The 26,961-nt window shown below is 38.9% G+C and carries 29 protein-coding genes and 1 pseudogene; 26 read left to right on the plus strand and 4 right to left on the minus strand.

Annotated elements, in window-relative coordinates; all coding sequences use genetic code 11:
- Window positions 1-59: 59 nt before the first annotated feature.
- The 5 genes from rpsU to purE all read left to right on the plus strand — a co-directional run bounded on the left by rpsU (window position 60) and on the right by purE (window position 5,318).
- Window positions 60-233, plus strand: a complete 174-nt coding sequence (rpsU, locus tag H8700_RS05130; protein WP_022142445.1) for a 30S ribosomal protein S21 — start codon at window positions 60-62, stop codon at window positions 231-233.
- Between the two features lie 475 nt (window positions 234-708).
- Window positions 709-1,341, plus strand: a complete 633-nt coding sequence (gene rbr, locus H8700_RS05135; protein WP_283242204.1) for a rubrerythrin — start codon at window positions 709-711, stop codon at window positions 1,339-1,341.
- A 358-nt stretch (window positions 1,342-1,699) separates the two neighbouring features.
- Window positions 1,700-3,514, plus strand: a complete 1,815-nt coding sequence (gene lepA, locus H8700_RS05140; RefSeq protein ID WP_249304002.1) for a translation elongation factor 4 — start codon at window positions 1,700-1,702, stop codon at window positions 3,512-3,514.
- 20 nt (window positions 3,515-3,534) lie between these two features.
- A complete protein-coding gene (gene hemW / locus H8700_RS05145) occupies window positions 3,535-4,752 on the plus strand; it encodes a radical SAM family heme chaperone HemW (protein WP_249304005.1) in 1,218 nt (405 codons plus the stop codon).
- Between the two features lie 53 nt (window positions 4,753-4,805).
- Window positions 4,806-5,318 (plus strand): 5-(carboxyamino)imidazole ribonucleotide mutase, encoded by a 513-nt coding sequence (gene purE, locus H8700_RS05150; protein WP_022142438.1) that lies wholly within the window; start codon window positions 4,806-4,808, stop codon window positions 5,316-5,318.
- Between the two features lie 394 nt (window positions 5,319-5,712).
- On the opposite strand, the gene H8700_RS05155 is transcribed toward purE, so the two are convergent.
- Window positions 5,713-7,311: a peptide chain release factor 3 gene (locus H8700_RS05155; RefSeq protein WP_249304007.1), complete on the minus strand. Its 1,599-nt coding sequence runs from the start codon at window positions 7,309-7,311 to the stop codon at window positions 5,713-5,715.
- A gap of 472 nt (window positions 7,312-7,783) precedes the next feature.
- On the opposite strand from H8700_RS05155, the gene H8700_RS05160 reads away from it, so the two are divergent.
- A complete protein-coding gene (locus H8700_RS05160; protein ID WP_249304009.1) occupies window positions 7,784-8,740 on the plus strand; it encodes a hypothetical protein in 957 nt (318 codons plus the stop codon).
- Window positions 8,741-8,993: 253 nt separating this feature from the next.
- On the opposite strand, the gene H8700_RS05165 is transcribed toward H8700_RS05160, so the two are convergent.
- The gene (locus H8700_RS05165) at window positions 8,994-10,220 is read right to left on the minus strand and encodes a UTP--glucose-1-phosphate uridylyltransferase (protein WP_249304011.1); all 1,227 of its coding nucleotides are present in this window, start codon (window positions 10,218-10,220) and stop codon (window positions 8,994-8,996) included.
- 274 nt (window positions 10,221-10,494) lie between these two features.
- Between H8700_RS05165 and H8700_RS05170 the strand changes: the two genes are divergently transcribed.
- From H8700_RS05170 to rlmH, 6 genes are all read left to right on the plus strand, one after another.
- The gene (locus tag H8700_RS05170; protein WP_249304013.1) at window positions 10,495-11,157 is read left to right on the plus strand and encodes a hypothetical protein; all 663 of its coding nucleotides are present in this window, start codon (window positions 10,495-10,497) and stop codon (window positions 11,155-11,157) included.
- Window positions 11,138-11,536 carry a holo-ACP synthase gene (gene acpS, locus H8700_RS05175; protein WP_249304015.1) on the plus strand — a complete coding sequence of 133 codons (399 nt, stop codon included), beginning with the start codon at window positions 11,138-11,140 and terminating at the stop codon, window positions 11,534-11,536. Before H8700_RS05170 ends, acpS begins: the two co-directional genes overlap by 20 nt.
- 32 nt (window positions 11,537-11,568) lie before the next feature.
- Complete coding sequence (locus tag H8700_RS05180) at window positions 11,569-13,062, plus strand: NAD(P)H-hydrate dehydratase (protein ID WP_249304017.1); 1,494 nt, start codon at window positions 11,569-11,571, stop codon at window positions 13,060-13,062.
- A 124-nt stretch (window positions 13,063-13,186) separates the two neighbouring features.
- A complete protein-coding gene (gene alr / locus H8700_RS05185; protein WP_249304019.1) occupies window positions 13,187-14,353 on the plus strand; it encodes an alanine racemase in 1,167 nt (388 codons plus the stop codon).
- Window positions 14,354-14,526: 173 nt separating this feature from the next.
- Complete coding sequence (locus tag H8700_RS05190) at window positions 14,527-14,886, plus strand: type II toxin-antitoxin system PemK/MazF family toxin (protein WP_408610848.1); 360 nt, start codon at window positions 14,527-14,529, stop codon at window positions 14,884-14,886.
- Between the two features lie 190 nt (window positions 14,887-15,076).
- Complete coding sequence (gene rlmH / locus H8700_RS05195) at window positions 15,077-15,556, plus strand: 23S rRNA (pseudouridine(1915)-N(3))-methyltransferase RlmH (RefSeq protein WP_249304021.1); 480 nt, start codon at window positions 15,077-15,079, stop codon at window positions 15,554-15,556.
- A 305-nt stretch (window positions 15,557-15,861) separates the two neighbouring features.
- Here the strand turns inward: rlmH and H8700_RS05200 are convergent, their stop codons facing one another.
- Together H8700_RS05200 and H8700_RS05205 are read right to left on the minus strand one after the other, a co-directional pair.
- Window positions 15,862-17,157, minus strand: a complete 1,296-nt coding sequence (locus H8700_RS05200) for a tyrosine-type recombinase/integrase (RefSeq protein WP_118326635.1) — start codon at window positions 17,155-17,157, stop codon at window positions 15,862-15,864.
- Window positions 17,158-17,243: 86 nt separating this feature from the next.
- Window positions 17,244-17,873: a helix-turn-helix domain-containing protein gene (locus tag H8700_RS05205; RefSeq protein ID WP_004613261.1), complete on the minus strand. Its 630-nt coding sequence runs from the start codon at window positions 17,871-17,873 to the stop codon at window positions 17,244-17,246.
- Between the two features lie 174 nt (window positions 17,874-18,047).
- Here H8700_RS05205 and H8700_RS05210 point away from each other — a divergent pair, with 174 nt between their 5' ends.
- The 14 genes and pseudogenes from H8700_RS05210 (at window position 18,048) to H8700_RS05275 (ending at window position 26,845) form a co-directional block, all read left to right on the plus strand.
- Entirely contained in the window at window positions 18,048-18,278 is a 231-nt protein-coding gene (locus tag H8700_RS05210) for a helix-turn-helix domain-containing protein (RefSeq protein ID WP_008115699.1), read from the plus strand.
- A 145-nt stretch (window positions 18,279-18,423) separates the two neighbouring features.
- Window positions 18,424-18,738: a relaxasome subunit MobC gene (locus H8700_RS05215; protein ID WP_118327425.1), complete on the plus strand. Its 315-nt coding sequence runs from the start codon at window positions 18,424-18,426 to the stop codon at window positions 18,736-18,738.
- A pseudogene (locus H8700_RS05220) lies at window positions 18,738-19,042 on the plus strand (hypothetical protein). Before H8700_RS05215 ends, H8700_RS05220 begins: the two are co-directional and overlap by 1 nt.
- Entirely contained in the window at window positions 19,018-20,739 is a 1,722-nt protein-coding gene (locus H8700_RS05225) for a MobA/MobL family protein (RefSeq protein ID WP_118550355.1), read from the plus strand. Before H8700_RS05220 ends, H8700_RS05225 begins: the two are co-directional and overlap by 25 nt.
- Window positions 20,717-21,427 carry a DUF6040 family protein gene (locus H8700_RS05230; RefSeq protein ID WP_118327427.1) on the plus strand — a complete coding sequence of 237 codons (711 nt, stop codon included), beginning with the start codon at window positions 20,717-20,719 and terminating at the stop codon, window positions 21,425-21,427. Before H8700_RS05225 ends, H8700_RS05230 begins: the two co-directional genes overlap by 23 nt.
- Before the next feature lie 362 nt (window positions 21,428-21,789).
- Window positions 21,790-22,497 (plus strand): LytR/AlgR family response regulator transcription factor, encoded by a 708-nt coding sequence (locus H8700_RS05235; RefSeq protein WP_249304024.1) that lies wholly within the window; start codon window positions 21,790-21,792, stop codon window positions 22,495-22,497.
- 1 nt (window position 22,498) lies between these two features.
- Window positions 22,499-23,755, plus strand: coding sequence for a sensor histidine kinase (locus H8700_RS05240; RefSeq protein ID WP_249304026.1), 1,257 nt, complete (start codon window positions 22,499-22,501; stop codon window positions 23,753-23,755).
- A 95-nt stretch (window positions 23,756-23,850) separates the two neighbouring features.
- A complete protein-coding gene (locus H8700_RS05245) occupies window positions 23,851-24,624 on the plus strand; it encodes a hypothetical protein (protein WP_117947340.1) in 774 nt (257 codons plus the stop codon).
- 45 nt (window positions 24,625-24,669) lie between these two features.
- Window positions 24,670-25,218 (plus strand): hypothetical protein, encoded by a 549-nt coding sequence (locus H8700_RS05250; protein WP_006859190.1) that lies wholly within the window; start codon window positions 24,670-24,672, stop codon window positions 25,216-25,218.
- Window positions 25,219-25,265: 47 nt separating this feature from the next.
- Window positions 25,266-25,382, plus strand: coding sequence for an AgrD family cyclic lactone autoinducer peptide (locus H8700_RS12425; RefSeq protein WP_243142571.1), 117 nt, complete (start codon window positions 25,266-25,268; stop codon window positions 25,380-25,382).
- Between the two features lie 85 nt (window positions 25,383-25,467).
- On the plus strand, window positions 25,468-25,626 hold the full coding sequence (locus H8700_RS05260) for a hypothetical protein (RefSeq protein WP_155177831.1): 159 nt from the start codon (window positions 25,468-25,470) through the stop codon (window positions 25,624-25,626).
- 16 nt (window positions 25,627-25,642) lie between these two features.
- A complete protein-coding gene (locus tag H8700_RS05265; RefSeq protein ID WP_117691150.1) occupies window positions 25,643-26,470 on the plus strand; it encodes a hypothetical protein in 828 nt (275 codons plus the stop codon).
- Between the two features lie 53 nt (window positions 26,471-26,523).
- On the plus strand, window positions 26,524-26,661 hold the full coding sequence (locus tag H8700_RS05270; RefSeq protein WP_249304028.1) for a hypothetical protein: 138 nt from the start codon (window positions 26,524-26,526) through the stop codon (window positions 26,659-26,661).
- The gene (locus H8700_RS05275; RefSeq protein ID WP_249304030.1) at window positions 26,621-26,845 is read left to right on the plus strand and encodes a hypothetical protein; all 225 of its coding nucleotides are present in this window, start codon (window positions 26,621-26,623) and stop codon (window positions 26,843-26,845) included. Before H8700_RS05270 ends, H8700_RS05275 begins: the two co-directional genes overlap by 41 nt.
- Window positions 26,846-26,961: the final 116 nt, after the last annotated feature.

Raw genomic sequence — 26,961 nt, forward strand, 5'->3', positions numbered from 1 at the left:
CTATACAGTTGTGTATTGATAGCATAATCTACAACTGAGGGGAGGTTAGGTGTGAGACTATGTCAAATGTAATTGTAAAAGAAAATGAGACATTGGATAACGCTTTACGTCGTTTCAAAAGAAATTGTGCGAAAGCCGGAATCCAGCAGGAAATTCGTAAGAGAGAACATTATGAGAAGCCTTCTGTACGTCGTAAAAAGAAGTCTGAAGCTGCTCGTAAGCGTAAGTTTTAATTAGTACCGATTCAGAATAACTGGATGGTATATGCTTGGGAGAATGCTATTTCCCGGCAGTAAAAACGATTATCCTAAAAGAGATTGTATCTTTGATACAGTCTCTTTTTTATTGGATAAGAAATTGCTCACATGGTAGTGGAGCATCGGCAAGAATTGCTTGAGCAATTCTTGGAGTGCAAAGCGCTGGCTTTGCACTTTTTTAATTGGGTAAGAAATTGCTCACATGGTAGTGGAGTATCGGCAAGAATTGCTTGAGCAATTCTTGGAGTGCAAAGCGCTGGCTTTGCACTTTTTTAATTGGGTAAGAAATTGCTCACATGGTAGTGGAGTATCGGCAAGAATTGCTTGAGCAATTCTTGGAGTGCAAAGCGCTGGCTTTGCACTTTTTTAAATGTGTGCATATTTCCAGCCAAACATTGCATACTATATATGATAGTTTTCAAGAAAATGGATATGCAGAGAGGAGATTGGCATGGAATTAAAAGACAGTAAGACAAAAGAAAATCTAATGAGAGCATTTGCCGGGGAAAGTCAGGCAAGGAATCGTTATACATTTGCGGCACAGTTAGCTATGGAAAATAATCTGTATGTGATCAAGGAAGTATTTGATCTGACAGCCAAGCAGGAGACAGAACATGCAGAAGTTTTCTATCGCTTTTTAAAAGAGATTGAAGGAATGGAAGTTGTGATCAATGGTGCCGGATATCCGGTCAATACATCACAGAATGTTGAGCAACTATTAGCAGATGCAATGCATAACGAGACACAGGAAAGTGATGATATTTATCGTGAATTTGGAGATGTTGCATTAGAGGAAGGATTTAACCATATCGCAGGAAAATTCTATATGATCGCAGAAATCGAAAAGTCTCATGCAAAGCGTTTTGAACAATTTTATGAATGGATGCGGGATGGCAAACTTTTTATACAGGAAGAAAAGGCAGGCTGGATGTGCCTGAATTGTGGCTATATAGTAGAAGCAACCGCAGCTCCGCAAAATTGTCCGGTCTGTGACAGCAACCAGGGATATTTTATCCGTGCAAAAATGGCACCGATGTATGTCGATGGTATGGGTGAGGGAAAAGAGCAGGATCTAGGTCGATAAAATCACATGTGGTCAGAATAGGGAAAATTTCATTTTTTATCGTGATACCATTTTATTTGTAACAAAAAACAATTTACAATCAGAATGTAAAAAGGTTGTGAGAAACGCAGCTCTTCCTGATCGGATCAGAATGTCAGATTGATTTTTACCTTGTTTGTCTTTCTTAAATATGCTATACTTTTAAAGATTGTATTTTTATGGAATAGGAAAAAATTCTCTTTCCAGGACACATTATTTTATTTCAAAATAGACTTTTATGTTTTTAGGTCTTATTATTTGGAATTATTATGCAGAAAAAGATGATTTTTTGAAAAAAATAATGGTCATTAGACAGAAAGCATATAGATGGAGGAACAACATGGAGAAAATAGATCAGTCACATATACGAAATTTTTGTATTGTAGCGCATATTGATCATGGTAAATCAACATTGGCAGACAGGATCATAGAAAAGACAGGTTTGCTTACCAGCCGCGAAATGCAGGCACAGGTTCTGGATAATATGGAACTTGAAAGAGAGCGTGGTATTACGATCAAAGCACAGACCGTTCGTATTGTATATCGTGCAAAGAATGGCGAAGAATATATCTTTAATCTGATCGACACACCCGGACATGTGGATTTTAACTACGAAGTATCAAGAAGCCTTGCAGCTTGTGAAGGCGCTATTTTGATCGTTGATGCAGCACAGGGCGTAGAAGCCCAGACATTAGCAAACTGTTATCTTGCATTAGATCACGATTTAGAAATCCTGCCGGTGATTAATAAGATCGATCTGCCCAGTGCAGAGCCGGAGCGTGTGAAAGAAGAGATTGAAGATGTGATTGGTTTGGATGCATCAGACGCACCGTTGATCTCCGCAAAGATGGGAACCAATATTGAAGAAGTATTAGAACAGATCATTACTAAGATTCCTGCACCATCCGGTGATGAGAACAGTCCGTTACAGGCATTGATCTTTGATTCTATCTATGATGCGTATAAGGGTGTTATCATTTTCTGCCGTATCTTTGACGGTTCTGTCAAAAAAGGAGACGAAATCCTGATGATGGCAACCGGAGCAAAGGCAGAAGTCGTAGAAGTTGGAATTTTTGGAGCCGGTCAGTATATTGTATCGGACGAATTAAGTGCCGGTATGGTAGGCTACATCACGGCAAGTTTAAAAGATGTGCATGAAACCAGAGTTGGTGATACGGTTACTTTAGCAAAAAATCCTTGTAAAGAAGCCCTGCCCGGCTATAAGCAGGTACAGCCGATGGTCTATTGCGGTCTGTATCCTGCAGATGGAGCAAAATACAATGATTTAAGAGATGCACTTGAAAAACTCCAGCTTAACGATGCCGCATTGCAATTTGAAGCAGAGACATCGGTTGCATTGGGATTTGGATTCCGTTGTGGATTTTTAGGATTATTGCATTTGGAAATTATTCAGGAACGTCTGGAAAGAGAATATAACTTAGACCTTGTTACCACAGCACCGGGCGTAGTATATCATATCTATAAGACCAATGGAGAAATGGTAGAAGTGACCAATCCGTCTAATCTGCCCGATCCCTCAGAAATTGAACGTATGGAAGAACCGATCGTATCTGCTGAGATCATGGTTACGACTGAATTTGTCGGAGCGATCATGACACTTTGTCAGGAAAGACGCGGTGTTTATCTTGGGATGGAATATTTAGAAGAGACAAGAGCGGTTTTAAAATATGATCTTCCATTAAATGAGATTATTTATGACTTCTTTGATGCATTAAAATCACGTTCCAGAGGATATGCTTCACTTGATTATGAAATGAAAGGATATGCACCATCCCGTTTGGTTAAACTGGACATTTTGATCAACAAAGAAGAAATCGATGCATTGTCTTTTATTCTTCATGCAGATACCGCCTATGAACGCGGCAGAAAGATGTGTGAAAAGTTAAAACAGGAGATTCCGCGCCAGTTGTTTGAAATCCCGATTCAGGCGGCAGTCGGAAGCAAAGTCATTGCGCGTGAAACGGTACGGGCTGTACGAAAAGATGTCCTTGCAAAATGTTATGGTGGTGATATTTCCAGAAAACGTAAACTTCTTGAAAAACAGAAAGAAGGAAAGAAACGTATGCGTCAGTTTGGTAATGTAGAAATTCCGCAAGAAGCATTTATGAGTGTTTTGAAGCTGGATGAGGAATAAAAAAGGAAAGTAGGAATGGGATGAAAAAAAAGCTTGCACTTTATATTCATATTCCATTTTGTGTAAAGAAGTGCCTGTATTGCGACTTTTTATCTGCCACAGCAAATGAGCAGGAAAAAGAGTCTTATGTGCAGGCTCTTTTCTATGAAATGGATCATTGGAAAGACTATTTGCAACAGGAATATCAGATCCAAAGCATCTTTATCGGCGGAGGAACACCGACAGCCCTCCCGGTTAGTCTGTTAGAGCGGATCTGTCAAAAGCTTCGAACCGATTTTTTATTAGAGCAGGCCGAAAATTTAGAATTTACAATCGAAGCCAATCCCGGAACAGTAACCAAAGAATATGTAGAAATGTTTCAAAGAGTAGGAATCAACCGCGTCAGTCTCGGACTTCAGTCTGCACAGTCAAAAGAGCTAAAAGCGTTAGGAAGAATTCACACTTATCAGGATCTGTTAGACAGTGTGGCACTTTTGCAAGAATATGGTATCAGCAATATCAACATAGATCTGATGGAAGATATCCCGTACCAGACATTGGAAAGTTATAAAGATACATTAGAAAAGGTCTGTACACTGCCGATCACACACATTTCGTCGTATAGTCTGATCATTGAACCCGGAACTCCTTTTTATGAAATGGAACAAAAAGGTGAACTTTTGATCGCTAATGAGGATGAAGACCGTAAGATGTATGAATTGACAAAAGAAATTTTAAAAGAGCATGGTTATGAACGGTATGAGATATCCAATTATGCAAAAAAGGGAATGGAATGCCGCCACAATATCACTTATTGGGACTTGGGAGAATATTTAGGCTTAGGCCTTGGTGCCGCTTCTTATCTTGGTGGTTTCCGTTTTGAAAACGAAAGAGACTTTGCCACGTATCAAGAGATCCAAAAAGAACGAAAGCTTCGGTCAGAGGAACGGATCACAGCCTCAAAAGTACCATGTGATGTAACCAAGGAGTATCTTTGGGGATATCAGGAGATCCATCGGGAAAGCTGTCAGGATGAAATGGAAGAGTTTATGTTTCTGGGACTTCGGATGTGCTGTGGAGTATCAAGAAAAGCATTTTATAAGCGTTTTGGAATCGAATTGCAGGAAATATATCATGATGCACTCAATCGGCTTTTTAGACAAAAACTCTTGGCAGAAGACAAAAATCATGATAGAATTTATCTGACTGATCTTGGAATTGATATCAGCAATACAGTGCTTGCAGAATTTCTTCTATAAAGGTAATGGAAGAAATTTTGATTTATACATTTTCTATAGGGAGGAAACAAAAAATGGCAAAAGTTGGAATTTTAATGGGCAGCGATTCAGATTTACCGATTATGAGTAAAGCCGCAAAGCTGTTAGAGGAATTTGGAATTGATTATGAGATGAAGGTGATCTCGGCACACAGAGAGCCGGATGTCTTTGTTTCTTATGCACAGAGTGCAGAGAGCCGTGGTATTGAAGTGATCATCGCAGGAGCTGGTGGAGCAGCACATTTGCCGGGTATGTGTGCAGCAATGTTTACACTTCCTGTCATTGGAGTTCCTATTCATACAAAATCATTAGGCGGTGTAGATTCTTTATATTCTATTGTTCAGATGCCTTCGGGTATTCCGGTTGCAACCGTTGCGATCAATGGAGCTGCTAATGCAGCAATTCTTGCCGCAAAGATGTTAGCGATCACAGATACAGAACTTCGCCGGAAACTAGTGGATTATAAAGAAGATTTAAAAGAACAGGTCGTTGCAAAAGACGAGAAGTTAAATAAAATCGGATATGATGCTTATTTAGAGCAGATGTAAAGAATGAGAAATTTGCAATTTGCAAAGCAGAAAGAAAAGTTTGCTAAGAGGAGATTTGTGAGTGAAGTCAAAGTCTAAAAGAACAGCAAATTTTGCTGCATTCTAAATGGATAATCAATCAAAAAAGAACACAAACTCTTTTGCATTGTAAATGGATGCATCATCAAACATAAAAAGAACAGATCGTTATTTCATGAAGAGCGATAGATCCCCGGAATTTCAGTTATCTATCAAAAGTAACGATCTGTTCTTTTTTATGGAATAGGAAAATGCTCGTACAGTAGCGGTACACATAGCAAAGCACTGGCTTTGCACTTTTTAATTTTACTCCAAAAAAAATATACATTTTTTTTAATATAACGTGCTGACGTTGTATATTCTCTTATAGGGTTTGTTAGTTCTTTTTGAATTCCAATAATTCTAATCCTTCATTATCTTCTAAGACCATGCGGATCATCCAGTCATTGACAAAGAGAAGCAATGGATTGCCTTTCATATCTTTTACTGCTTTTACATTATTCATACGTTTGAGCTTTGTCACATCAGTAGAAGGATCCTTTACCCAGCGGATAAAGCCATATGGAAGAGGTTCTAAGCGGATCTCACAGCCATATTCATTTTCAAGGCGGTATTTGAGTACATCAAACTGTAAAACACCAACGACGCCTACAATGATCTCTGACATTCCGGCAGTATATTCCTGAAAGATCTGGATCGCACCTTCCTGTGCAATCTGTGTGATTCCTTTGACAAACTGTTTTCGTTTCATTGAATTTAACTGAACGACACGGCTGAAATGTTCCGGTGCGAAAGTCGGAATGCCTTCGTATTCGAATTTCATTCCGGGAGCTGTGATCGTATCTCCGATTGAAAAGATTCCCGGATCAAATACACCGATCACATCACCGGCATAAGCTGTCTGGATGACCTGGCGATCCTGCGCCATGATCTGCTGTGGCTGCGAAAGCTTTAATTTACGTTTGCTCTGTACATGGTAAACATCTTTATTGGCATCAAACTTACCGGAGCAGATTCGCATAAATGCGATACGGTCACGATGTGCTTTATTCATGTTTGCCTGAATTTTAAATACAAAAGCAGAAAAATCATTCTCGATCGGATCAATCAGTCCTTCATCGGACATACGAGGCAGTGGAGAAGAAGTCATTTCCAAAAAGTATTTTAAAAAGATCTCGACACCGAATGTTGTCAGTGCAGAACCAAAAAAGACCGGTGATAATTCACCCTTTTGTACTTTTTCGATATCCAATGGATCACTTGCTCCGTCTAAAAGTTCTATTTCTTCGATCAACTGGTCATATAATTCTTCTGACGCAAGTTCTTTTAATTCCGGATCATCGATATTGTAATCCGTTTCGGCTGCTGACTTGGCACCACCGGTAGAAACTGATTCAAATGTACGGACTGTTTTTGCTCTTCTGTCATAGATTCCTTTAAAACGTTTTCCCGAACCGATCGGCCAGTTGATCGGACAGGTATGGATTCCGAGTACGGTTTCAATATCATCTAATAATTCAAAAGAATCCTTGGCTTCACGATCCATTTTATTAATAAATGTAAAAATAGGAATATGACGCATTACACAGACCTTAAATAATTTGATCGTCTGTGCCTCGACACCTTTGGATGCATCGATCACCATGACAGCGGAATCGGCAGCCATTAATGTTCGGTACGTGTCCTCAGAAAAGTCCTGATGTCCCGGTGTATCCAGAATATTGATGCAAAAACCATCGTAGTTAAATTGCATAACAGATGAAGTAACGGAAATACCACGTTCTTTTTCAATTTCCATCCAGTCGGAAACAGCATATTTTGAATTTGCTTTTCCTTTTACAGAACCGGCAGTATTGATAGCACCTCCATATAATAGAAATTTCTCTGTTAATGTAGTTTTACCGGCATCAGGATGTGAGATGATAGCAAACGTTCTTCTCTTTTTGATTTCTTCTGAAATAGTTATATCAGCCATAAGATCCTCCCATTGTTGTATATTTGATCATCTAACAGAAAAACAGAATGTAATATAGTCTTTCCTGATAGATAGTGTAGTCACAATCTATTATTATAATTTATCTTGTCTCTTCTTTCAAGTAGGAGTATTTTTTGAGATCCTGTTGTAAAGGGATTTTCTGAGAGTCTGTAGTGAAGTGTATTTTGAAGTATCATTTTTGCGTTCTGTTAATGAAGTAGTTTTTGAAGTATCCATTTTCATGTCAGAAATAAAGTGTTCATTAAGACATCTGTTTTCCATGCCAGCAATGAAGTGATCACTAAGACATCTGTTTTTTTATGTTAGTAATAAAGTTTTTTTGAAGTATTATTTTTTACATACCTATAATAGTAGTATATCATTTTTATTCTGTGTATCTTTTGTGATGTCTATTGTTTTTTTTGATATAATATGCTACGATTGTAAAGAATTTGAAAAGGAGGAGAAACGCATGTGGTGTCCAAAATGTAAAACAGAATACCGTGATGGTATTACTGAATGTGCAGACTGTGGTGCAAAGTTAGTAGAGCGGGATGAACTTTCAGATAATGTCAATGTGTGTGAGATCAATGACGAAGCAAGTGCTGATGAAATTTTAGAATATTTACAATATTCCGGAGTAAAAACAGCTGCAAAAGAAGAAAGTGACGACAAGATCGGCTTTAAGATTACAGTATCCAAAGAGGAAGAAAAGCAGGCTGAAAAGCTTTTTCAGGGCTATCTGACAGCAAAAGAAGAGGATAGTGAGAACCAGTCAGAGCAGGAAGCGGAAGCAGGCGATACGGAAGATGAGGAGCTTGTCGAAAAGGATGATGCTATGGAAGAAGATTCTGAAGTAGATGATGCCAAAGAAGATATTGAAAATATGGATGATGATGATGATAATCTTTTAGTAAGTGATAAGATTATGGAAGATACTTCAGAACTTTTATTGACATCGGACAAGAAAGAATATGTCAAAAAGGCAGATGAATATCGTGATATGAAATATTCCGGTATTACTTTTATCGTATTTGGTATTATTGGTCTGATTTATCTGGCATTATGCAAATTAGAAGTGCTTCCGATCACATATAATAATGTAATCTTTGTTATTATCGTAATCTTATTCGTTATCTTTGTTATATCCGGTATTGTATCAATACATAAAGCCGGAAAGATCAAACTTCTGATATCGGAAGAAGAAGCTAAAACAAAAGAGATCAAAGAGTGGCTTGATCAGAACTTAACACAGGATATGATCGATGGATGGCTTGATTCACAGGTTACGGATATGGAAAACGATCTGATCCTGACAGCCCGTATTAAAAAAATGTTAGAAAAGGAATTTGACGATCAGTCAGAAGAATATATAGAAATGATCGCAGATGAATACTTTGAAGAACATTTTATGGAAGAGGACGAATAAAAATATAACGTCGATAGTTGGAAAAGGCTTAAAGCATGGCATAACCGGTTGCTTTTGAAAAGATTCCTTTTGTAAATTTTAAAGCAACAGAAGTTTTTGACAATTTGAATAGTATAGGAAAGAAAAACAGGTTAGAATCTAATTTAACGGTTCTAACCTGTTTTTTGTTTTTATAAAAGTGAGGATTCCTTATAAACGAAATGACGCATTCTGTTTTTTATCATCTGTTCCCGTTATATTTTAGAAGGAATTCTTATAATGTAATACCATTTTCTTTTAACAATTCTCTTGCACTATCGATCGAATCGACACCGGTTTTATTTTTGATCGGTGCGAATTCTTTGTTGCGTTCTACTTCGAATGGAAGACAATTATCAAAAAGGCGGATCAGATCTAAGATCAATGATTCGAATTTATATCCGTTGACATCTTCAGGCTTTTGTAAATTGCCCTGCTCATCCAGATAAGGGATCTTTTTTTCTACAATATGCAAAGGAAGTTCATTATTTGCAATCTTTTCTAAATGTCCGATCTCAAAGAGATAGTTTAAGATCACACCGAAATTATAAGCAGGCTCCCCTTTTGCATTTTTTGCATCACGCATCGCTTCTGTTAATTCATAATATTCTACGATCGAAGGATGACCGTTTTCAAGGCACATCACACCTACTTTTTCATCAGGACTTGCCTTGCGTACCACTTTGGAACCGCAATCGCATTTTTTAGCGATCGTTGCACCGATAAAAGTCGGATCAGCGATCCGCTGTAAGACGTTATCAACCGCAAATACATTGATCCAGGTGATTCCTTCCTTGTGCATCAGATCAATCAGACCGGCATTTTGTAAAGAAGAGAACCAGCCGCCATTTCCGTTTGGCGAAGTGGCAAGTTTTCCTTTTTCTTCAAGAAAGATCTTTCCGTTGTAATCCGATGCAGGTGCCATATCCTGGCGGAAAAAATGAATATAATTTTTGTCATAGCCGAAATAATTCATCTTTTCAAAAAAGGAGGTCGTATCTTCGTGGTTTTTATCACTCGTCATAATAAAAAGATGAATCCATGTGTCTGCTTCCTTTACCACATCAAAAAGATTTTCGATAATGCGTTGGAAGATATATACCGGTTTGGTAATACCGATATCATACATTCCCTTTGGGTGGTCGGAGCCAAGACGTGTTCCCATACCTCCTGCTAATAACACAGCACCGACTTTATGAGCCTTGATCGCATCCAGTCCGATATTGTGTATTTCCTCTTTTTGTGAAGCAATTTCATCGAGTGTCATAGCTTCAATTGGAGTAATATTGCTTTGCGTGTCTTCTGTCTTTGGTGCATGGATCTTTGCTAATACAGAAAAGTCAGTTGTATCGATCTGCTCTAAGAGTGCTGCTTTTTGTGCATCATTTAATTCATCATAGTAACGCAGTAAATGAGACTGCTGGTATTGATCCAGTTTTTGTTTTGCTTTTTCTAAATTCATTGTTTTCTCCATTCTTTTTTATTGTAGCAGAAGTATCATATCCCCGGTTGTCTGTCTGCTTTTAGTCCGATCCTTTTGCTTATGATATTGCAGTTATTATAGCGTAAAACAGACAATAGGGCAACTTCATTGACGAATATAAGATAAATATATTATACTGTAAAGAAGACAAAATAACGCAAATATGCATCCGGAAAGAACGGATGTGATCGTTTATCTGCATTGGTATCTTAATTGATATAGCGAAAAATGCATGGACAGGGGGCATTTTTAGATGTTTCAAAAGAATAAAAAACAAGATGAAGAATATATGGGACGGTATTGGGAAGCCGTTAAGAAAAAATATGTCCCTCTTCTTACGTTAGATCCGCGCTGGCATCAGCTTTTCCCGGATCATATGAAAACGAAGCGGATGATACAGCTTGAGAAGAAGTTAAACAAACTGATCAAAAAGCAGGGACAGACAAACAATGATCTGAAAGATTATGAAAAGACCAGAAAGGTCCTGATGGACAATATCATCAATAACATGACGGATGGAAGTGAAACAGACAGCCCGATCCGGAGTATGAAGCAGGATAAGAATCAGAAACTTTTAGATGAGCTTCATCAGAAAATAGCACAGGCGCATGATCTGCAACAACAGCTTCCGCAGGAAATTCAGGATGTGAATCATGCTTTGATGATCGAAAGTTTAAAGAATTGTTATGAGACATTGGTTTATAACACACAAGAGATCGAACAGGAAGAAGAATGGATCGCCAATGCCCGCAAAGAACTGACAGAACATGTTCTTGCCAAGCAGGAAATGGAGATCCGTAATACTGATACCTATCGTTTTATGCATGATCTTTTAGGTGCGGATATTTTAGAAATCTTTGATAAAGATTATGATGTCTGGAAAGGAGAGATCAACCGTGAGCATAAACAGGTATGATCAGGAAGAAATGTATGGGCAGGTGCTCGGAATCGGCATTGACCAGATCGAATGTGACCGTGTGTTACGTTCCTGTGAGAAAAAAACTTTTTTAGAACATTGTTATACAACAAAAGAGCTGGAAATGATCAGCAAGCATAAAAGAAGTAGTGCTACTAATTTTTGTGGGAAAGAAGCTGTTGTAAAAGCTTTTGGAACAGGATTTCGAAAGATTACACCCAATGAGATCGAGATTCTTCGGAATGAATCAGGTGCACCTTATGTCTTGCTGTATGGCAGGGCAAAAGACAAAGCAGACCAGATCGGTGTAAAAAAGATCCTGATATCATTAGCAGATACCAAGACACAGGCGATCGCTTTTGTTGTTTTATTAGGATAACCGGATCAAAAAGCATAGAAAAGGGGAGTTGTATGCAATATATAGCAAATGCAAAAGAAGCAAAAAAGATAGATGGGATCTCGATAGAACAGATAGGGATTCCATCTCTTGTTTTAATGGAACGGGCAGCACTCGCTGTTGCAAAGCGTGTAGAAGAACTGGCAAAAAAAGAGGATTCTGTTTTGATCATATGCGGTGTGGGTAATAATGGTGCCGATGGTGTCGCTGCAGGCAGAATGCTGTCAGAACATGGTTATCGCGTTACCTTTTTATTGCTTGGCAATATGCAAAAAGCGAGTGAAGAGATGCGTGTACAGCTTGCGATCGTAAAAAATCTCGCATTGTCCGTAAGAACAACCGATGACTTTTTAAAAGAAGAGTTAGAGCAATATACTTTTGTGATCGATGCGATCTTTGGCATTGGGCTTTCAAGAGAGATTACCGGGAAATATGCACAATGGATCCAAGCGGTTAATGCGATGCAAAAACCGGTTGTTTCGGTAGATGTTCCATCCGGTATTGATGCGACAAACGGACAGGTGCTTGGAATTGCGATCCGTGCAAAAGAAACCATAACATTCGGAACATTAAAAAGCGGTCTGCTTTTCTTTCCGGGAGCAAAATATGCCGGAGTAGTTCAGTTGGCAGATATCGGTTTTCCAAAAAGTGCATTAAAAGAAGTCTGCTTGCAAACAATTTCTTATGACCGAGAAGATGTAAAAAAACTGTTCCCTCAAAGAATACCATACAGTAACAAAGGAAGCTATGGAAAAGTATTAGTCATAGCAGGTTCTAAAAATATGGGTGGAGCTGCCTATTTTGCAGCCAGAGCAGCTTATGAGATGGGATGTGGACTTGTCAAAGTGATCACACATCAAAACAACCGGGATATGCTGTTAGAAAAGCTACCGGAAGCATTATTAGAATGTTATCACGAAGAGACAAAAGAAGAAGAGATTTCTGATATGCTGACAGATGTAGTGCAATGGGCAGATGTAATCGCCTGTGGTCCGGGACTGGGAACATCCCCGACTGCCCGATCGCTTTTTGAAACGGTTATAAAAGAAGAGAATAAGCCGGTTGTTTTAGATGCGGATGCGATCAATCTTGCATCGACCTTGTCAGATAATATTTTTCAAAAGAACAAAATATTGACACCGCATTTAAAAGAAATGAGTCGTTTGATCGAGACACCGGTTGCAACGATTCAAACAGATCTGATGCATTATGCGGATATGGCAAAACCGGCAACGATCGTCTTAAAAGATGCAAGAACCGTTGTTGTATCAGACGAAAAAAGATATATCAATCGTTCGGGCAATCATGCCTTGGCAAAAGGCGGTTCAGGGGATGTTTTATGTGGTATGATCGCAGGATTATTGGCAAGAAAGACAGAACCTTTTTTAGCTGCGAGTCTTGCAACCTATCTTCACGGATTGACAGCAGAAGAATATGTTAAAAATAGGAGTTCTTCTTCTATGTTTGCTTCTGATATTTTAGATATGCTGTCAACGATTTTGCCATAACAGTTGGATCGGCAGAGTGATTATTCTGCTTGCTTAAATAATTAGACGGGATTAGAATAGATAAGAACACGAAAGAAAGGATTTGTCTTTGTGTCCTTAAATGACAGGAAGGGAACAACCAAAAATGAAAGAATATTACAGAGTGTATGCTGATATTGATCTGGATGCAATATATGAAAATGTAAAAAATGCAAAAGCATTATTAAAAAAAGATACCAAGATGATGGCAATTGTCAAAGCGGACGGTTATGGTCATGGAGCCGTTGAAGTTGCCAGACAGATTGATGAACTTGTCGATGCCTATGGTGTGGCAATCTTAGAAGAAGGGATCGAACTTCGAAAAGCCGGTTTTACAAAACCGATCCTGATCTTAGGATATACCCCGAAACCTTTATATCCGGCAATGATTTGCTATGATATTGCAACAGCCGTTTTTACAATGGAAATGGCAAAAGAAATATCAGATACAGCCGTTGCAATGCATAAAAATGCAAACATTCATATCAAATTAGATACCGGGATGAGCCGGATCGGTTTTGCCATCACAAAGGAAAGCAAAGAGATAATCGAGCAGATCGCGAAGCTTCCGGGCATTGAGATCAAAGGCTGTTTTTCTCATTTTGCACGTATGGATGAAAAAGATAAGACAAAAGCAAATGAACAATTTGCAAAATTTACAAAAATGGTAAATGCATTAGAAAAAGATGGTGTGGATCTTGGAATCCGACACATTTCTAATAGTGCCGGTATCATGGAAGCACCGGAAGTACAGATGGATATGGTGCGTAATGGTATCTGCCTGTATGGTTTATATCCATCCGAAGAAGTACAAAAAGAACGTCTGCCACTAAAACCGGCTATGGAATTAAAAGCCTATGTATCTTATGTGAAAACATTAGAACCCGGTGTGGAGATCGGCTATGGCGGAACCTATACGACAACGAAGAAAACAAGGGTAGCAACGATCCCGGTAGGTTATGCGGATGGTTATTCAAGATGTTTATCAGGAAAGGGCAGTGTCTTGATTCATGGGAAAAAAGCTCCGATTCTTGGAAGAGTCTGTATGGATCAGTTTATGGTTGATGTAACGGATATTGATAATGTCTGTGTCGGTGACCGTGTAACGCTTTTTGGAAAAGACGGTGACAGCTGCATTACGATCGAAGAAATATCTGCCATGGCACATTCATTTAATTATGAATTTGTCTGTGATATCGGAAAGCGTATTCCAAGGGTGTATTACCGTCATGGAAAAGTCATTGAGACAAAAGACTATTATCCTGACTATTGATCGGAAATCCGATCTATTCCGATCGGCAGGTGGCAGACAGGAGCATAGTAAATAGCGATTGAAAGAGAAAAAAGAGGAACGTTTGCGAATACTTTTTGAAAAAATGGCAAAGATAGGAAAAGAGAAACCTGTAGTACATACTTCAAAGAGTAAGGAGAGTGAACGTTTTGAATATTAGACGTGGAGATATCTTTTTTGCAGATTTGCGTCCGGTAGTCGGTTCAGAACAGGGAGGAATCCGACCGGTCTTGATCATACAGAATGATGTAGGAAATCGTCACAGCCCAACCGTTATCTGTGCTGCGATCACATCAAAAATGAATAAGGCAAAGCTGCCGACACACATTGCTTTGGAAGTCAGCAGATATGATATGGTAAAAGATTCTGTGATCTTATTAGAGCAGATCCGCACGATCGACAAATCCCGTTTGCGGGAAAAAGTATGCCATTTGGATGACGATATTCTTGATAGGATCAATCAGGCACTTTGCGTCAGTCTGGCACTGGATGAACGTCTTTTGATGCATAAATAAGAGGATTGTTTTCAACCAAGATGGAAAAGAACAGGAACATAAATGTACACATTCATTTTATAGGAATGGTATCGGTTACCGGAACGTGAAGTTTTGACCTCGTAATTAAAAAACAATTTGTCGAATTATATCAGTATTAGAATCATTAAGAAAACTATTATAAAAAGAATACTACAGAACAGGAAGAAAAATGAAGATCACGATTTTAACAGTAGGAAAAATAAAAGAAAAGTATTTTACAGATGCAATCAAAGAATATACAAAACGTCTGAGCCGTTATTGCAAACTTGAGATTATAGAAGTAGCAGATGAAAAAACACCTGACAATGCAAGTGAGCATGAAGAAGATCTGATCCGCCAAAAAGAAGGAGAACGTTTGCAAAAATATATCAAAGAAGGAGCTTATGTGATTTCTCTTGCAATCGAAGGAAAGCAATATCCTTCAGAAGACTTTTCAAGAAAGATACATAATCTTGGATTACATGGTGAAAGCCATCTGGTCTTTGTGATCGGTGGCTCGATCGGCTTAGACAAAAAGATCTTGCAAAATTCGAATGAACTTTTAAGCTTTTCGAAAATGACATTTCCACACCAGTTGATGCGTGTGGTGCTTTTAGAGCAGATCTACCGGGCGTACCGGATCATGAATGGGGAACCATACCACAAATAGGATGCAGGACATCCGGTGGATGTCCGTTTTGCACCGACCGTAGTGGAACGAAGAACGGAGCGGAGACATTGAAAATCTCAGAAGTGTAGAATTGACCGAGCTCTTTAGAGCGAGGGATGCCTCTTGGCCGAAGGGCAAGAAGATGGAAATTGAAGTAAACGTAACAAATCGGAATTTGTGGAGAGATTTCTTGAACTTTCCTTATTTTACGGGCTTTCCAGCCCCTTAAATAGTGAAATGATATGTATTTTCCCTTATTTTTGCCCTTATGCGGAATCAGCAAGGGAAATAAGGGAATTTTTTATTTAGTCGTTGCCTGCCACTTTATCAAGAAGTCTGGCGGAGTTCCGCTTTGCCTTTCTTGTAGAGTGGGCGTAGACATTCATTGTGGTACTGACATCAGAGTGTCCTAACAGTTCCTGCACATCTTTTGGGGCAGCTCCGTTTGAGAGGAGGTTGCTTGTGTAGGTGTGTCGCAACTGGTGGAAATGGAAATTCTCAAATCCGTCCAGTCGTTTCGCAACTGACCGGCAGGCAATGCTGAGTGTGCTTGGAAGTTCCAGACATCCGTCTGGTCTCAAGCAGACAAAGGAGATTTCCTTGTAATCTGCCGGGATTTCTTCGGTTCCGTCCAGATGATAATATTCATAATACACTCTGTTTTTGTCCTGTACTTCCTTGTAGAAATTGCGGTGGTAAAGTTCACCATACTGCATCCGGCTTTTAAGCTGTTCTTTTCTGGCGGTTTTCAGTATTTCGGTCAGAGTATTGCCAAAATCAACAATCCTTACTTTCTTTCGCTTGGTTGGTCCGATGATGTTTTTATGTTTTGTGCCATCATAGCGGATACTTCTTTTAATGGTCAGGCATTGTTCTTCAAGATTGATGTCCTGCCATGTCAATCCGCAAACTTCACCGATACGAAGTCCCGCATAGTATGCGATCTGGATTGGCAGGATTGCAGGTGGATTCTTTACTTTGAGGTATTCTATCAGTCTCTCATAATCTTCATGGGAAATAGGCTGTATGCCTTCTTCTACCTCATCATCTGAGAATAAATCCACATCCTCTGCCTGTTTTTTCAGCTTAATATACTGCATAGGATTAAAAGTAATCAACTGTTTTGGAAATACTGCAAACCGGAAAGCCTGCTGTAATACTGCTGAAAAGGAATGGATGTAATCTTTACTGTATCCTTTTCTCACTTTTCCATCTGGAAATTCCCCACCGAATGTAAGCAGATCGAGAAATGTCTGTAAATGTTCAGCAGTAACGGTTTTTAATTTGCGTTCTGCAATCGGATGTTTCTGGATACAACGGATTGCACCAAGATAATTTTCCACTGTACCATTGCTGAGTGTTCCGACTTTCAGTTCTTCTTCCGCCCACATATCAAGAAGTTCTCCTACAGTAAGATTATCTGTCTTTGCGACAAATTTCTTGCTTTCGTAATCATCCATTGCCTGACGGAGCATTTTTTCCGTTTCACTTTTACTTTCTGTTCCAGCGTATTCTTTCTGAACCAGATTGCCGCTTGCATCTTCTACATAGAAGCGGTAGTACCATTTCTTTCCTTTTTTTCTTACAGATCCTTTTGCCATAATTGTATGTCTCCTTTCGACATCGGACAATCGGAACTGATGAAATGCTTCTTGCGTGTAAGTATATCATAACTCCGATTATCTTACTATACCGATTCAGAATCCTCATACAAAACTTCTGATAAAAGATTTGCAAGCCTTTGTTCTGCCATTTCTGGTTTCTTGGAATAGAGCCTTACAATATCTGCCATGTCATTAAAGGCATTAACAGTATGGGTGATCTCCCGGAGAAACATAATCTCGTTATATTCATCATTCGATTCAAACCCCATTACTTTTGCAATATCAGCTTCATTCGTGTTGCCCTTGTAATTCTTGCAGGCAAACTGGAATGATTCCAGAAACAGGTTATATTGCTTTAACATCAACAGCAGTAAATCTTTGGAAAAAGCATCTTCCTTTTTACTAAGGTCGAGAGGTAACTGTTTGAGAATATCGCCCATTGCATCACGAATCTGTAATTCTTTCTTATCCGTAATATCGGTTTCGTATTCATCGGTTTCCCCTCTGAGCCATTCAATAGATACATGAAGTGCTTCCGAAAGACCTTCCAGCACCATCTTTTTGGTATTGTCAATCGAACCATTCTCATAACGCAGGATTGTGGAAGCGGTAACTCCCATCTTCTCTGCAACATAAGGCTGTGTCAGATTTAATTCCAGACGACGCTGTTTTGCCCTGCTGCCTATCAGCTTGCGTAGTTCTTTATCTTTCATGCTGATTGCCTCCTTTTTCGGTATGTATGAATTATAGCATGTACCTCACATAATTGCAATATGCAATATAATAATTATTTTTAAAATTTCATAACGCTTGACAACACAATATAAAACCGCTATACTAACAGCACAACAGAAATTGCATAATGCAATTCATAAGGAGGTGACAAGATGACGGAAAGAAAGATTGCATTATCCATCGAGGAAGCAGCCGACTATACAGGAATTGGCAGAAACACTTTGAGAAAGCTGGTTGAATGGAAGAAACTTCCGGTATTAAAAGTCGGAAGAAAAGTCCTTATTAAAACTGACATTCTGGAAAAGTTCATGGAAGCCAACGAGGGGCGAGATCTGAGGGATAAAGGAAATGTAAAAACTGTCACAAGAAATGTGGCAACTTAAAAAGGCGGCTTCCTACGAAACCGCCAAAGGTTCTATCAGACCGAAGCCATGATATACCTACACGCAAGAGGATTATACCATGTGCTTCTCCTGATATGCAACCGGGAACTAATGTTTATCAGAAAAAAGAGAGGATGAAGACGATATGGCGAAATCAACAAAGACTTATGAAGAAAGAATACTTGCATTAGAGAAAAAGGAACAGGAAAGCATCGAAGCTACCAAAAAGCTCATTGCACAGCGAAAGGAACTGGAAAAACGAAAGAAAGCCGAGGAAAGTAAAAAACGAACCCATAGGCTCTGTCAGATTGGCGGTGCGGTGGAATCGGTTCTTGGCTGTCCGATTGAGGAGGAAGATTTACCAAAACTGATCGGCTTCTTAAAAAGGCAGGAAACAAACGGGAAGTTTTTCTCAAAAGCGATGCAGAAAGAACCAGTTACAGACATGGAGGAAGTGTAATGGCGGAGGGAGTGGGTTTTCCATTCCCTTCATTGCCTTTGAATGAAGGGCGCACTTATGGACAACCAGAGGTCGTCCTTATAAGTTTGCCACAAGTGGCAACCGGTCTGCGCTTACGCTTGCCGGGCTCGTTCCGTCGGCGGGCATTTCATGCAGACCTGCTCATGCCGCAGGGGCACTCTTGCGCAGAGGGCGTTCCGACAGTTCTACTCCTGCTAAATCAGAAGAAGACACTGTCGGAAATCAATGCCGGATACGGCAGAAAGGGGGAATCGTATCATGGCTATATTTCATTTTACAGTAAAGATTGTCGGACGCAGTAAAGGAAAATCTGTCATATCCGCATCGGCATATCTTAATGGAGATGTGATGAAGAATGAGCAAACAGGCAGAATCAGCTACTATACTTCCAAAAAGGAAGTCGTCTACACCAGTCTGATGATGTGCGAAAATGCACCTCCTGAATGGCTGCATGTACCGGAAGAAAATATAAAAAGGTTTCAACAGTCTATCCGTTATAAAAAAGCGGATGATAAAGAAGCCGCACTGGAAAAGTTTAAAATCACATTTCAGAAACAGCGGCTATGGAATGAGGTATTGAAGATAGAAAAAAATGCAGATGCACAGCTTGGACGCTCATTTGAATTTTCCCTGCCGAAAGAATGGAGCAGACAGGAACAGATTGATTATACAACCGAATATATTCAAAAAACTTTCGTGGACAAGGGAATGTGTGCTGACTGGAGCATACACGATAAGGGTGATGGAAACCCACATGTGCATTTACTTGTAACCATGCGACCATTCAATCTGGATCACTCATGGGGCAACAAAGAAGTCAAGGACTGGGATTTTGTCAGAGATACTGACGGAAATATCGTAGTTGATGAAACCCACCCGGACTGGTGGCAGGATAAGAAAAATCCTGACCGTCATGGAATCCGTATTCCAGTACTTGATGAAAACGGAGTACAGAAAGTTGGGGCAAGAAACAGAAAACAATGGAAACGGGTTCTGACCGACGCTACCGGCTGGAACAATCCAAAGAATTGTGAGTTATGGCGAAGCGAATGGGCAAAGACGTGTAACCGGCATTTATCCATAGACAATCAGATTGACCACCGCTCTTATGAAAGACAGGGCAAATTAAAAGTCCCTACTATCCATGAGGGTGCAGACGCAAGAATGATTGAGGAAAAATATCTCACCGGACAGATAAGGAAAGGTTCATGGAAGGTCGGAGAAAATCAGATGATTAAAAAACAAAATGCACTACTGCAAAAGGTAATTGCAACCTTTGGTAAGGTATCCGGTGCATTGTCGATGTGGAGGGAGTGGTTGAATGACATTAGAAGAAAGCAAAGAAGTAATTCCCATGATGGAAGCAATGATTACACGGATAGAGGAACAGCAGAATATCATGGCAGAGATGCTTCAGGAGATACAGGAAAAGGACGAGAAGCTGATGTGCTTTCAGGAGCAGGAAGAACGATTGCAGCAATTAGAGAGCGGATTGTCAGAGCTTCTTCAAATCTTGCCGGATACAGAAGAACTGCTGACACTGTTGGAGAAACAGGCAGACAGGATAGGGAAACTCACGACAGAAAATCAGCAATGGCAGGAATTAGCACAGAAGTTAAACAACGAGAATCGATTATTGCAGAAACAGAACAGCGAATTACTGAACTTGAACAGCAATTAGAGAAAGGAAGGTTGATTGATGAACGAATTAAGAAACTCAAAGAGCGACGATCAACTGGAAGAATTGCTACTGCTGACGGAGCAGATGCAGGAAGAACTCGACCAGAAAGACCGGACTATCCGGGAACTGAAAGTGCAGCTCGACGAATCGCTGACCTTGAACGAGAAGTTAAACAGCGAGAACAAAACAGAGAACATTCAAGCCTTAAAGAACGACTTGAGGAAAACAAAAGAATTATTGCAGAGCGAGAAAGAGAAAACGCACACCGTTCAAGCCATGATAGAGGAATGTCGAGATAAGCAGAGACAGGCAGAACAGGAACGGGATTATGCACTCTCCCATCAGAAAAAAGTAGAGATACCGGTTGAAAAGCCGGTGCTCTATCAAAAGTGCGGGAATTGTAAACAGACAGCTTATCTGAAAGCTAAGGAAAGGTATGATACACAGAGAAAAAAACTGGCAGGCAGATATAAAACAAAAACTGCCATGTATGAAGCATTGATGTTTCTGCTGATATGGTATTCCGTATCAACTACTCTTTTTCAGATGATACGGTCAAAAATATTTATTTCTGATTGCGTGGTATTCTTTGCTACAATCGCAACTTTTACACAGACCATTGCTGGCTGGGTTGTACTGACAGGAAAGAACATGGCACAGATTAGTGATGGAATATCCAATCCAGTCATTGCCGGAATTGTATATTGGCTGATAAGAATACTGGTTTGTGGTGGATGTCTGGTGGGTGCGGGAATACTTTTGGCATTCATCGGAATAAAGATTGCAGGGCTATATAAGAAATACTGTTGGGATATGATTACCATAATGGTGATACTTGTAAGTATGGCAATAGCTATCTACTTTGGGGATTGGATAAAGGCAGTATTGCCAATCAATCTGCTATTTCTCTTATTATTCGTGCAACTGGTATATGTTGGAATCAGGTGGTATGTAAAGGGATGGCGGGAAAACAGAGGTTATGTTTAAAAATAAAAAAATTGTCTGAGACGCAACGAAGTAAATAAAATGAATAATATAGGAAGTCAGTAGTGCGTGAATAAACTGCTGGCTTCTTTTTTGATAGATACAGTCACTCCCAGAGAGTGTGTTGGATAGTAAAGTAATAATATCAACATGACGATATAGAAAATGCAGGGAAGCATTGTATTTCAAAGAGTTTGAGATACAGTGCTTCTGCGTTTCTATAGGAGATAGTCGTTCTATGCGCAAAATAGTCATTTGATGCAGAGAATGATCGAGTGAAAGATTTGTTTGATATAATAAAGAGTGCTAGGTGAGACTTGTATGGTTTACAGGCATGAGAGCAATCAAAGACAGGAATGAAAAATATGAACATTATTATTTGTGATGACAGGATATCTGACAGAAAAAATCTGTCAGATTTGCTGTCAGACTATGGTGAAAAAAAGAATTATGAGTTTGCTATTACAGAATATGATTCTGGAGAACAGTTATGCGAAGAACAATCGGCTTTGGAAGCGTGTCAGCTATTATTTCTGGACATCAATATGCAGGGGATGGATGGGCTGAAAACAGCTATGAGGATCAAAGAAAAATACCCAAAACTTCCGGTTGTACTTGTGACGGCATACATGAATTACGCACTGGATGGATATAAGGTGAAAGCAAGCCGTTTTCTGCTGAAAGATAACCTTGCAGATACTATAGAAGAATGTATGGATGATTTGATAGCAGAAATTAATAAAAACAGTAGGATTCTCGAATTTCGTTTTGTGGAGGGAACGATAAAACTCTATGTAGATGACATCATTTATATAGAAACAGAACTTCACAAAAATGTATTTTATACTGAAAAAGGTACGTTTCAGATTTATAAAAAACTGGATGAACTGGAAAATGAATTCAAGGATATGGGATTTGTGCGGGCGCATTTAAGTTTTCTTGTAAATATGAAATACATTACCAAAATCAGCAGTTATGTGATGACACTTACGACAGGAAAAAAGATTCCGGTTCCCAAGGCACGATATGCACAGGTAAAGAGGGAATATATGCTGTATAAGGGAGAAGAATAACATGACATTCTGGGTATTGACATTTATTGCGGAAATGCTGGAAGTAAAAGGAACGCTATACTTTTTTGATACTTTTATGGAAAAAAGAGATGGCGGATATAGGAACAGATACAGATTTTTTGTTTATTGCGGAGTGCTTTATCTGGCAGCAGTCACAGGGGTATGGATCGGAATGTTAAAATGTATCCTGATTATACTGGTTATGTCTTTCCTAAATCTGGCTTATTATGAGGTCTCCTTCCGGCAGAGTTTTTTATTTTCAATCATCAACTATACAATGCTTGTATTGATTGATTATGTGACTGTTTTGCTGGGAAGAGGAGGTTCAATCCAAGAAAAATGGTTTTTACAGGCACTGATATCAAAGACGGCTTTTATCATTCTGATGTTGTTTATCAGAAGATTTAGCAAGACAAGAAAAAGCTGCGGTCTGATTACAGGAAAAGAATGGTTACAGTTTTTCTGTGTTCCTGTATTTACGGTGGTCGGTTTCATTCTTATGTTTTATTCAGAAAACGATGATATGCAGAATGTATTTTTATTTCTTTCGGTGGGACTGGTTGCGATTAACCTTATCCTTATGGAGTTCATGCAGAATACCATTGAAAAAGAAGAGAGAATAAAAATTGCGGTACTTACGGAACAAAATCAGAAAAATCGTATTGCAGATTATCAGGACCGGGAAGAAATCTATGAGCGTCAGCGAAGAAAAATGCACGATTATAAAAATCAGCTTTCCACGATCCAGACATTGATAAAGAATGGACACACAGATGAGGCACTTTCATTTACGCAGAAACTGACAGAGAGCATAGCTGTCGAGATGTCGGCAATCAACACGAACCATCCGGTGGTCAATGCTGTTTTAAACCAGAAATACCGCAGCATGCAGGAGAAGCACATAGCAGTGATCCTAAAAGTAGGGGATCTGCAGGAGATTTGTCTGGAAGAGGAAGAGATTGTGATTCTGCTTTCCAATTTATTGGATAATGCAATCCGGGAGAGTGAAAAGGTACTGAAAAATACCGGAAAAGCGGTCATTCATCTGAAATTAGAGTGCGAAGATCATAAACTGATATTTGCGGTGAGAAATCCGGTGACAGAAAAGGTGGAAATTGAAAATGACACGATAAAGAGCAAAAGAGGGGATCATCACGGTATTGGATTGTTAAATGTAAAAGCAGTTGTGGATAAATATGGCGGTGATATGGTGCTTTCCTGCGATGAAAATGAATTTAAGGCAGTGGTCATCTTGTAAAGAGATGGTCTTTGTGTGCGTAATATGGTCGTTTGATGATATGGGACTAGGAGAACAGGTTATTTTATCCGATAAAGAAAGCAAAGGAGGTTACTATGAGTAATGCAATTAATGTGAACTATATGACACGGGCTTACAATCAGTACCAACAGAAAAATGCGGCTAAAGATCAGGAGAAGGAAGATACAAGGTTTGCGGATAGTGTAAGAGAAAAGAGCGAAGCTAGTGGAAGTATAGTGGGCAATTCAAAAATAGGTTCTGTGTCTGCTAAAGATATGACGATGGTGGAATACAAGCAGTACATTTACAATAAAATATCTCAAATTCCAATGCACCCCACAAGAGCAGGCGAGTCAATATCTGTTACAATTTCAGAGGCGGGTTTTGAAGCAATGAAGAATGATCCAGAGTATGAAGCATGGGTATTAAATGATTTGCAAGTGGGTTGGTCACAACCAGATAAATGGTCCGGTATATGCGGAGGAGCGTTTTCTACAATATATTATGGAGCATCAAAAGAAGAATGTCATGCTGAGATGTGGAGTGCTGGTTATAACAATGGGAATGGTGGGAAGATTTTTAATGATAAGTCAAAAAATAGTTTTTGGGAGCGCAGAATAGAAAATAAAAAGAGAATAGAAAATCAGGTAAAGAAACAACAGGAAAAAAAGCGGATTCAGAAAAAACAAGCGGAAAGAACAGCTTATGAAGAATATGCGCAAAATAAAAGGTTATCTGCTCAGGATGCCAGAACTCGATTGGTGGCTGAGAGTAGTTCGTCTGCTAAGACTGTCACAATAAGTCAGGCAGTAGCTTCTTATGAGGCAAATTTTACAATGGCAGTAAGCGTATCGAACAAAACCCAATAGCCTGCAAATAAAAAATCAAGGCTAAATAGAAAGGAGAGATGCAGTATGGGAATTAATGGAGTATCATCGTATGCCAATACATACACATACGGAAATGTAAAAAATGAAAATGTAAAGCCATCAAAGAATAGTGAAAAGAATTATTATGCAGGATACACTATGAATTCAGCCAATAAGTTTAAAAATGTATCAGACTATTCAAAGTATTTGACTAACAAGTATAAATGTTTGACTCCATGCAAAAATGCTTCTGTATTGATTGACAGAAGTGTAATGCAAAAGGCATGTGGAGATGAAAAAACTGCGAAATGGCTTGAGGAAAATTTAGCAATTATGCCAGATGTTATACGAAATGCACAGAAGGCGGCAATAAGTCATGGTAGTAAACTGATATCAGTGGAGTTTAAGTTTACGAATAATGGAACCGAAATGACAACCTGTGGCATTTTTGGAGAGACTGGTACGGATTCAGAAATTGACAAATGGCTGGAGAGAATGAAAGAGGATAAAGAAAAAGAAGATAAAAAAACAGAAAATATGATTGCTATAGAAGCGACAACTAAAAATAAGGTAGGTTTTGATACATATGCATAGTATCAATTTCTATAATTTTGAAGAAAGAAAAGATTACAAACAAGGTATTGAAGGTAGTGGAGAGAATTGCCCGGAATGAAGTGGAAAAAACAGTTCTTGGCAGGACGGCAGAGTGTTCAGCGATTTATCACCAGCCGAAAAGACCGAAGAAAAGGGAAAACTAGGTCAGAATAATGAAATATTTTGTGGAGTGTTGCGGTTGTGATTATCGTAATGGCAAAACAAAAGGAGTTAATATGGGATTAGGCGTTGAAAATTCAGTTAAATCCGGGCGGGAATCTGACCTATCAGTATTACGCAAGTGATATCCGGGAAATTTTAGCATATAACCGGACACAGCACAAAGATATTATGTCTGAGTTGAATGTACAGTTTGTTATAGCAGACGGTACAATTCAGATAAACTGATTGGAGAAATAGAAGTATGCACATTGGTTTTGGTCAGAATACCGTATCTTCATTGTACGGTCATCAAAAAGGCGATCATATGAAAACTATAGAGCTTTCTCATAAAAAGCATAAGGCAAATGAATCGCAAGAAAAAATGACCGTAACATCCGGCAAGGACGTATGCCGGAGGATAGGGCATTCAGATGAAGCCGATGGGGAAAATCAGGAAAACGCATATATACATGATAGGTTTGCCTTAGACGCTGGTTACGCAAATTATATTAGAGAAACAGTGCCTAAAACTACTTGGTCAAAGGATTATCTTCAAGAATTATGGGATGAAGAGACTAAATATTTAAAGAGTATCCGTGAAAGTAAAAATGGATATGGTTTCGATGATATTGGAATGGGAGCTGCATATGCCTATTCTACTATGTATCAAAAAATTGTAGAAGGATATAGGAATGGAACAAGAGAAGTGTATGTATGCGATAATCCAGAGAGTGGAAAAAGACGTCTGTTGTCAATGGATGAAGAATTGGAAAAGCTAAATAAAGGTTTTGAGGAACTGATAAAATGGGACAAAATGGTTGCCAAAAGTCAAAAGCAAAATGCAGAAAATAAGCAGAAATTTCAGAATACAAAATTGGATGAATCGTTTGATGCCTTTGATATAAATCAGGCATGTGACTATATTCAAGATTCTTATTTAGAGTTCCGTTCACTTTATCTGGAGCAATATGAAAGAACGGGAGGAAATATAGATATAAAGTCTTTGTTTTCTTATGTTTTAAGAAGCGGAAATCAGGATATGCATAAATATTGTGAATTTCTGTTTGAAAAAATTGGTTTTATTGTTTAATGCGGGCATTAAAATGTTTGAGAAATATTGAAATAATAAGGAAAAAGCATGAGATGGCGGTTGCAAAGCAACAGAGTGAAGCGTGGAGAAAAGCGTTAGATGGAGTGCCGGATAGTTTAAGAATGTTGTTGGAAATAAATAATACTGAAAATGTGCCGGAATATTCAGAAAAACAAAAAAAAGCAATATAACGATGCAATCAAGGCTTATGATCATACCGGTAACGGTGTAAGCTGGTCGCAGTTTGAATGGAAAACTTACGATACACAGATGACAGTCACATTTGAGGATTCGGTGAAAGTTGAAAGCATTTCAAAAAATGGAAAGTTTAAGTGTATTATGGAGCCATATCCGGGTAATGAATTAGATTTTTAAAAAGTATTTCATGTAGGAGTCAGAGCATATTACTGACTCCTATGCAGAAAGGAGAACAATTTTATGAGTATAACGAAAGTTGGAAGTTCCTATAATTTCATTTATAACACAAAGAC

This window comes from Jutongia hominis (assembly GCF_014384965.1).
Classification (GTDB): domain Bacteria; phylum Bacillota; class Clostridia; order Lachnospirales; family Lachnospiraceae; genus Butyribacter; species Butyribacter hominis.